Origin of the sequence: Acidithiobacillus sp., from assembly GCF_027322205.1 — a bacterium.
Classification (GTDB): Bacteria; Pseudomonadota; Gammaproteobacteria; order Acidithiobacillales; family Acidithiobacillaceae; genus Acidithiobacillus.
Map to the genome: position 1 here is coordinate 1 of NZ_DAHVHY010000085.1, position 7615 is coordinate 7615.

Sequence of the window (7615 nt, forward strand, 5' to 3'; positions counted from 1 at the left end):
ATTTCAGCCGCCCAATGGTTCAGAGGTTGTCAACGGCACGCCTTTTTTCAGAACCGCCCGCACGGCCCGCCAATCCGGTGATGGCATCGGGGACGCAGAGAAAGTACCAGCGGCGCAGCGCGGAAGGCTGGCGGGCGCTATTGGCGCAGCAGGCGGTCAGCAGCCTGACTATTGGGGCGTTTTGCCGCAAGGCGTCAGTGAGTACGGCGAGTTTCTACCGTTGGCGGGAGTTGCTGCAAAAGAACGGCAATTCAGGTATGGCGGCGGCTGTGACCGATCGAGTTTCGGCGGCCAACACCCCAGTGGCCTAGCAAGCGCGGTTTTATGTGTTCCAGTCGCAGCGGTTCCCGGAGCAATGGATTGCTTCTGAGGTACAACATCCCCAGGCACAGATAGAGACTGGCTCGCCAGTAGGCGTCGGTTTTGCGCAACTCATCCGGAGCGAGCGGAGTTCCTTGGATGGTCGCGCGAGCCGGTCCATAGGCACTGAGGCTCTCGTCCTCGTAAGCCGTCGTCGCTGTTTTAGCGGAAGTGACCATGGTGGGATGTCCTCCGTACGCGGGTTTGCAGTGGGTTGAGTTCCACGATCAGCCTCCGGGACAATTCATGTTCATGGGCGGGCGTGCCCGAATCCGAGAATACACCCAGAATATGACGCTTTTATGAACGCCAGCGAATCCGGCCGGGAAAAAGCAACGAACTACCGCCTCATCCAATGGCCCCGACCCCAGAACCAGCGCCCGCCTCTATGCCACCAGCGGCCCGGTGCCCAGCGGGCGTAGGGATGGGGTGGATAGGCCCAGCGCCCCGGTCCCCATATCCATCGTCCCTGCCAGCCCCAAGCCCCAGGTACCCAGATCATGCCCACCGCAGGCGTCGGCGGGACCACCACCACCGGCGGAGGGGGTGGTGGTCCGGGCACGACCACCGCTCCGGGGATTGATCCCTCCATATAGGCGGGTCCCGGTGCCACCACACACCCGCTCAGGACCGTGAGCCATCCCGCCGCCAATATCACCCTCCAACCCATATGTCTGCTCATTTTCCCAGATCGCTCCGCTTTTCAAGGTATTCGTCACGCTCAATCTCACCACGTGCATAGTGCTCGTCCAGGAGATTGAGAGCGGCAGCACTCCCATGGTCGCTCATGCCGCCAGTCCTGTGCTCCATTCGATGCCGGAAGGTAAAAGCCCCCCGGATCAGGAGCGCAATACCGAGTACGATACCCACGATGACCAGCAGGCACAGCAATCCCCAAAACAGCCCGAAACCGCCCATCATGTCAGAACCGTAATAGCCGGGACCCCAACCACCCATCATACCCGGACCGTAATAGAAGTGTACGTCCGGTCCAGGTTGCGGCGTCGCTGATGGACTCGATGTGATAGTGGCGACCGTCTGCGCCATGGCTAACACCGGTGCCATCATGAGACCTATCGCCGCGCCAACCATGCGGATTCCCTTTTTTCGCGGTGATACATCCATGCTGTCCATCGATCGATCTCCTGCCGTGGGCATGTCGGAATGCCGAATACCATCTCGTCGTTGCAAGTATAGTCCGGCTTTTTTGCCGCGTTCGTTGTCGTATTCCACCAGGCGATGACCATTCACGATAAAAACCAGGCGGTATTTAACGCGGCGTTCCGATGGAGGCACCGGAACGGGCACATCCGAGATGACGCCCTGCAAGATTCAGGACGCCTCACAATGGGGACGCCTAAGCCCTGCAGAGACCCGCTTACTCGCTGCCTGTGGCGCTGGGATGGGCGCCATTTACAATGTTCCCTTCGGCGGTGCGCTTTTTGCGACGGAAGTGTTTCTGGGAAACGTTTCTTTACCGCTGATGATGCCGCTGAGTTACCATTGCTTACATTTACAATATCGTGGAAAAGAAATCTTCTCGAAGCCATGTTTCTGGGTCCTTGCGTAAACCTTCCAGAAAATCTCAAATGCGATGATCAGGCGCCAGTGCGCATGGATGGGTCGGATCGCCCGTCTCCACCTGCAAGGTGGGATGGTCGATCCTAAAATGCGCCTGCAATTCATCGCTGACTTGGCTCAGAAGAGCGTCCCCCGGATAGCCGTTCGGCATGACCAGGTGCGCGGTCAGTGCCGTTTCGGTAGTGCTCATAGCCCAGATGTGCAGGTCATGCACTGCCACCACATCCGGCAGGGCGGCGAGATAGGCGCGTACTGCCTGGGTTTCGATCCCTTCTGGCACGCCATGCAGGGCCAACTGGGTGGAATCCCTCAATAACCCCCAGGTGGCGATTACGATCACCGCGCTGATGAGTAGACTCACTGTGGAATCCAGCCAAAACCAGTGCGTAAAGAGCATCACGATCCCGGCGATGACCACACCAAGGGAGATGACAGCGTCGCTCGCCATGTGCAAAAAGGCTGCCCGGATATTCAGATCGCCCTTGCGCCCCGCTATGAACAGCAGTGCCGTCCCGGTATTGATCAGCACCCCGAAAGCCGCCACACCGATCACGATACCGCTGTCTACCGGAGTTGGCTGCAGCAGACGCTGAATCGCTTCCCAGGCGATCCCGCCAGTCACCACCAACAGGAATACGGCATTGGCCAGGGCCGCCAGAATAGACGAACTGCCCAACCCATAGGTGAAACGGAGTGAAGGTGGGCGGCGGGCCAGGGCAGTGGCGCCCCAGGCCATCAGCATGGCCAGCACATCACTCAGGTTATGGCCAGCATCCGCCAGCAGGGCCAGGGAATGCCCAATCACTCCAAACACGACCTCAACCAGCACAAAGCTCAGATTGAGCGCCACCCCGATAGCGAAGGCACGGCCGTAGTCTGCCGGGCCGTGGGCATGACTATGCCCATGCATGTGGCCGTGGGTCTGCTGAAGCCCCGCGGTATGGCCAGCATGGTCATGACCGTCATGTTGGTGGTGTGCCATACATCATCCTTTCGTTTAGCTGTGTGTCGCGCCAGCCCAGAGGCCGAAACGGTCGAATTTGAAAAAGCAGAAATATTAAACGGCGGCCGATATCCCCCAAAGTTCCTGCCGGGCTCGCCGGACGACCGAGAGGGCCGCGGTTAATCCCAGTGTGCCCATCAGGCCAGCCACCACGAGGTCGGGCCATACCTGCCCGGTCTGGAGGACACCCCACGCCGCCAACAGTACCAGGAGATTGCCGATGGCATCGTTACGGCTGCACAGCCAGACCGAGCGCATGTTGGCGTCGCCGCTGCGAAAGGCATAGAGCAGGACCGCCATCCCGAGATTTGCCGCCAGCGCCAGAAAGGCAATCATGCTCATCGTGCTTGGCTCTGGCGGCAATCCGGCCACAGCCCCCCAGCCTGTCCGACCCAGGACAAAGACGCCAAACACCCCCATTGTGGTCCCCTTCACGAGAGCCGCGCGCGACCGCCACAGCAGGCCTTGTGCCAATACTGCGAGCGACAGTCCGTAGTTGGCCGCATCCCCCAGAAAATCTGCCGCATCCGCCAGAAGCGACGCCGATTCGGCATGAAAGCCTCCGAACAGTTCAATAGCGAACATGGCAGTATTCACCAGCAAAGCTGCCCATAGCACTTTGCGATAACGGGGATGCGTTTGCGTGTGCGTGGAACAGTCGGTGCTACAGCAATCGGTAACCATGTTGTCACCATTACTCAGAAAACCCGATGAATCATTATTAAAAACCCTGTAGCCACTCCGGGGTCAAGAATTTATACTGTTTTTTTAAGGAGCGATGATATGCGAATTGGCGCACTTGGGCAGGCCACGAGAGTGGATCCAGAGACCATTCGTTATTATGAGCGGATAGGCCTATTGCCCGCACCAGTCCGGCGGGCGAACGGTTATCGCGCTTATGGCCCCGCACATCTGGAGCGACTAGCCTTTATTCGCCATTGCCGGGCGTTGGATATGCCACTTGCGGATGTGCAGCGACTATTGCACTTGCTGGATCACCCACTGGACGATTGCCAGGACGTGGATCGACTGATCGATACGCATCTGGCGCACGTACAGGGAAAGCTCCAGTCACTACAGGCGTTGGCGCAGCAGCTTGAACAACTACGCGGACGTTGCCATGGGCAACACGCAACCGCTGAATGCGGTATCCTGCATGAGTTGGTGGCCGCTGCCCAAGGAGAAAGCTGTGTATGCCATGGCAACTCGGTCCAAACCTCCCAGAAGGGAAGGCGGCTGCGGGGAGCTTGTCCTGAGTCGGGATATGAACCGGAGTAATGATCATGCGCGGATTTTGAAAGGGGCAGACTTGGGAGCTTAACCTGGTTAGGTTCCATCAACACTCAAATACCTGATCCCGCAATTCCCCTTCTTCACCTCTCGCCACAATCAGGTAGACCACCGCCGTCAGTTCGGTGCCATCACTGTCCAATGGCCTACGGTTGATCTGATTGACGACCGGGCTAACAGCGTGTTGGCACTGAGCACAAAAATGGCAGCCAAGATTGTCGGTGCCCATTGTTCCGCGCCTGAGCAAGCCCCGGCTGCGGCAGAACCCCACAAAGTGGCGGCCGTGTTGAGTCCCCGCACATTGACGCCTTCTTTCATGATGGTTCCGGTGCCCAAGAAGCCGATACCAAACACCACATAGGCTACCTCTATGTCGTATGAAACTAAATAAATTGCCAAGCAATAAAGCCACCCAGCAACAGCGCAACAGCACTGCCCAGAATGGTGGCCTCAACGCCAGCGGTGGATATGGATGCGTCCACGCCGACCAGTCCACCCAACAGGGCCACGCCCAAAGCGCCGCCAGCCTGACGGCTGGTGTTATTGAATGCGGAGGCGGCTCCCGATCTTTCCGGGGGCAGGGCACCAATGGCTGCAGCTACCAGAGCAGGTGTCGCTGCGGCCAAGCCTAAGCCGATGATGAGTAGCGCAGAGTACATCAGTGCATCGTCTGTCACCTGGGGAACCAAAGAGAGCAGCAGCATCCCCGCTCCCGTGGCGCTCAACCCGAGCGCGGCAGGGTAACGGCTGCCAAAATGCCCGGTGATGCGGCCACCAAAGGACAAGCTCAAGGCGAACGGCGCAAACATCACGGCCAGGCGCAGACCCACCTGTTCGGGCGACAATTGCTGGATATGCAGCAGGTATAAGCTGAACGCAAACAGCGTCGCGAATACGCCAAAATTCATGAGACCAGAAGCCGCATTGGCCGCGGTGAATACCGGCTGCCGGAAAAACCGGAAGTCCAGCATAGGATGGGCATGACGTCGTTCCACCAAGCACAGGGCCACACCGCTCATTCCCGCCCACACGAATGCGGCAATGACCAGGATATTCCCCCAGCCGAGGGGCTGACCTTCAATGACGGCGAAAATAAGGCTGGCCAGTGCGGAAGCAGCAAGAACCTGTCCCCAGATATCCAGCTTCCGTCCCTGTGGATGGGAGGACTCTGTGACAAATCCGAGGGTCAGCCAAAGACCCAGAACCCCTACCGGCACGTTGATCCAGAACACGGAACGCCAACCAAAGGCTCCGACCAGAAATCCCCCAGAGGTCGGTCCCGCGACCACTGCAAGACCCGACACTCCCGCCCACCAGCCGATGGCCCGCGCGCGTAGCCGTGCGTCGGGAAAAGCGTTTCGCAGAATAGCCAGCGAGTTGGGTAACGCGGCAGCGGCGCCAATTCCTTGCAGGCTTCGCGCGCCGATTAAAAACGCATAGGAAGGCGCCACCGCACAGGCGATGGAGCCCAGCACGAAAAGCACCATTCCGCCGGTATACATTCGGCGGCGGCCAAAAAGATCGCCCAGATCGCCGGTCGTCAGCATCAGGCTGGAGAACAAAATGGCATAGGCATCGACCACCCATTGCAGGGCCGTGACGCCCGCATGCAGATTGTCCTGAATGCTTTTTAACGCGACGTTCACCACGGTGAGGTCGAGTTGGATCATGAACAGCCCGAAGCAGACAGCGATCAGCGTGATGGTCGAGTGAGCATGGCGGCTAGTCATGTGGGCAATCGTCCTCTACGTTGATTTTAGACGCGGAGCACATGAAAGCCTCTTGCAAATGGCGATGTATATTTGTACAGTAGCAGGGCGGCATCAGTTCTTCAACCGCAGTGCTTCAAGGTGGTGCCATCAGGTGGCGATCGGTGGCAGAAATAGTCCCACGCCTCGACGTACTTCGACAAACATTCCAAGGAAATCGCTCTCAGCCGGTCTCGGGCTGAACAGTCACCACTCTCCTTGATGGCCAGACCAATTATTTTGATGTATGATGCTAGATGTCTGATGACTCACAAGGTGAACGACCTATGCGCACCACACTGGCGATTGATGATGACGTACTGGCGGCGGCGAAAGGGCTGGCGGATCGACAGCATAAGCCTGTAGGTGCCGTTGTTTCAGCACTTTTGCGGCAGGCTCTGCAACCACAAAACACCTCTGGTGGACATTCACGTAATGGGATTCCCTTGCTGCCGGTGCGCCCGGATGCACTCCCGGCGACTCTGAAAATAGTGAATCAGTTGCGCGATGAATTGCCATAATGACCTTCTTGCTCGATGTAAACGTGCTGATTGCGCTCATCGACCCCATGCATGTTCAGCATGATATGGCCCATGAATGGTTTGCAGCCCATGGGCAACCCGCATGGGCTACCTGTCCCTTAACAGAGAATAGTGTACTGCGCATCGTGGGCCATCCGCGTTATCCAAATTCACCAGGCACGCCAGCGGCCGTGGCACCGCTGATCCAGGGATTGCGCGCGTCACCTGGCCATGTTTTTTGGCCAGACGACATCAGCCTGCTGGATGTCGACCATATCGACCCATCGCGCCTGCTCACTTCTGGTCAGACTACCGATAGCTACCTCTTGGCGCTGGCCTGCGCCCATGAGGGCCAACTGGCAACCTTCGATCATCGCTTAGTGACCAATGCCGTGCGCAACGGTTTGCAATGCATCAACAAAATTTAATTAAGGAGCTTTGAGATGACCGGAAAACGCTTTGCGGTTGGCGCAGTCACTAAAGTTCTGACGTCTGTTTCCGGGTAGCACTGCCCGGTTTTGATGGGGGCGTGTTCTGTCTCCTGAGCGAGGCGGTTTGGATGACTCCAGTCATTTCGGCCTACGTGCAGACTTCAACAAGCTACCACCCCTATTCACGAGTGATAAGAGTCCCGGATAAGCTACGTCACGTCCAAAGGGATTCGGCCATGATCCCCATTCGGATTGGGGGACATCCACCCCAAGCTCCACAATATGGCCATCCGGGTCAACAAGGTAAAAAGCCCGCAGGATGGTATGGTCCACGGGCTCCCATATCCGCGCCCCGGCAGCCCGGCAGCAAGCATAAACCGCGGCCAGACTTTGTTCGTCCTCCACGTCGAGGCAAAAATGCGCGAAACCGGAGACCGGGAATATCTCTCCGGTTTCCATCAAAGCCAAATCATGGTAGTGCAAGCCCGCAGTGTAGAATTTCATGCCGGGCCGCTCGCCGACGGCGCGTAACCCCAGGATTCCGCGATAAAAGCGGTCAGAGACATCCAGATTGCGGACCGGCAGGGCTATATGGTTGATGCCATGTAACATTACTTCACCTCGTTTTCCTGAAAACGATCCACTAATAACCGCCGCCACTCGCCAAATAGGTCTGTAGCG

At 57.9% G+C, this 7615-nt stretch carries 13 protein-coding genes; 5 read left to right on the forward strand and 8 right to left on the reverse strand.

Going from position 1 to position 7615, the window contains the following annotated elements:
- A partial coding sequence (tnpA, locus tag M7F93_RS10445; protein ID WP_298173046.1) for an IS66 family insertion sequence element accessory protein TnpA occupies positions 1-311 on the forward strand: 311 nt, incomplete at its 5' end.
- On the opposite strand, the gene M7F93_RS10450 is transcribed toward tnpA, so the two are convergent.
- The 3 genes from M7F93_RS10450 to M7F93_RS10460 all read right to left on the reverse strand — a co-directional run bounded on the left by M7F93_RS10450 (position 252) and on the right by M7F93_RS10460 (position 1689).
- A complete protein-coding gene (locus tag M7F93_RS10450) occupies positions 252-539 on the reverse strand; it encodes a phosphoketolase family protein (protein ID WP_298173050.1) in 288 nt (95 codons plus the stop codon). The genes tnpA and M7F93_RS10450 overlap by 60 nt on opposite strands.
- A 207-nt stretch (positions 540-746) precedes the next feature.
- Positions 747-1001, reverse strand: a complete 255-nt coding sequence (locus M7F93_RS10455; RefSeq protein ID WP_298173054.1) for a hypothetical protein — start codon at positions 999-1001, stop codon at positions 747-749.
- 37 nt (positions 1002-1038) lie between these two features.
- Positions 1039-1689, reverse strand: coding sequence for an SHOCT domain-containing protein (locus M7F93_RS10460; RefSeq protein WP_298173057.1), 651 nt, complete (start codon positions 1687-1689; stop codon positions 1039-1041).
- Here M7F93_RS10460 and M7F93_RS11985 point away from each other — a divergent pair.
- The gene (locus M7F93_RS11985) at positions 1676-1930 is read left to right on the forward strand and encodes a chloride channel protein (RefSeq protein ID WP_366144764.1); all 255 of its coding nucleotides are present in this window, start codon (positions 1676-1678) and stop codon (positions 1928-1930) included. The genes M7F93_RS10460 and M7F93_RS11985 overlap by 14 nt on opposite strands.
- A gap of 15 nt (positions 1931-1945) precedes the next feature.
- On the opposite strand, the gene M7F93_RS10465 is transcribed toward M7F93_RS11985, so the two are convergent.
- Together M7F93_RS10465 and M7F93_RS10470 are read right to left on the reverse strand one after the other, a co-directional pair.
- Positions 1946-2923 (reverse strand): cation diffusion facilitator family transporter, encoded by a 978-nt coding sequence (locus M7F93_RS10465; protein ID WP_298173060.1) that lies wholly within the window; start codon positions 2921-2923, stop codon positions 1946-1948.
- A 75-nt stretch (positions 2924-2998) separates the two neighbouring features.
- Entirely contained in the window at positions 2999-3529 is a 531-nt protein-coding gene (locus M7F93_RS10470; RefSeq protein ID WP_366144765.1) for a cation efflux transmembrane domain-containing protein, read from the reverse strand.
- A gap of 198 nt (positions 3530-3727) precedes the next feature.
- On the opposite strand from M7F93_RS10470, the gene cadR reads away from it, so the two are divergent.
- Positions 3728-4222 carry a Cd(II)/Pb(II)-responsive transcriptional regulator gene (gene cadR, locus M7F93_RS10475; RefSeq protein ID WP_298173066.1) on the forward strand — a complete coding sequence of 165 codons (495 nt, stop codon included), beginning with the start codon at positions 3728-3730 and terminating at the stop codon, positions 4220-4222.
- A gap of 129 nt (positions 4223-4351) precedes the next feature.
- On the opposite strand, the gene M7F93_RS10480 is transcribed toward cadR, so the two are convergent.
- Together M7F93_RS10480 and M7F93_RS10485 are read right to left on the reverse strand one after the other, a co-directional pair.
- On the reverse strand, positions 4352-4633 hold the full coding sequence (locus tag M7F93_RS10480; RefSeq protein WP_366144767.1) for an MgtC/SapB family protein: 282 nt from the start codon (positions 4631-4633) through the stop codon (positions 4352-4354).
- Complete coding sequence (locus M7F93_RS10485; protein ID WP_298173068.1) at positions 4618-5964, reverse strand: MFS transporter; 1347 nt, start codon at positions 5962-5964, stop codon at positions 4618-4620. Before M7F93_RS10485 ends, M7F93_RS10480 begins: the two co-directional genes overlap by 16 nt.
- A 305-nt stretch (positions 5965-6269) precedes the next feature.
- Between M7F93_RS10485 and M7F93_RS10490 the strand changes: the two genes are divergently transcribed.
- Together M7F93_RS10490 and M7F93_RS10495 are read left to right on the forward strand one after the other, a co-directional pair.
- Complete coding sequence (locus M7F93_RS10490; RefSeq protein ID WP_298173071.1) at positions 6270-6503, forward strand: CopG family transcriptional regulator; 234 nt, start codon at positions 6270-6272, stop codon at positions 6501-6503.
- On the forward strand, positions 6503-6931 hold the full coding sequence (locus tag M7F93_RS10495) for a TA system VapC family ribonuclease toxin (protein ID WP_298173074.1): 429 nt from the start codon (positions 6503-6505) through the stop codon (positions 6929-6931). The genes M7F93_RS10490 and M7F93_RS10495 overlap by 1 nt, the downstream gene beginning before the upstream one ends.
- Positions 6932-7072: 141 nt before the next feature.
- On the opposite strand, the gene M7F93_RS10500 is transcribed toward M7F93_RS10495, so the two are convergent.
- On the reverse strand, positions 7073-7615 hold a 543-nt coding region (locus M7F93_RS10500), incomplete at its 5' end, for a VOC family protein (protein WP_298173077.1).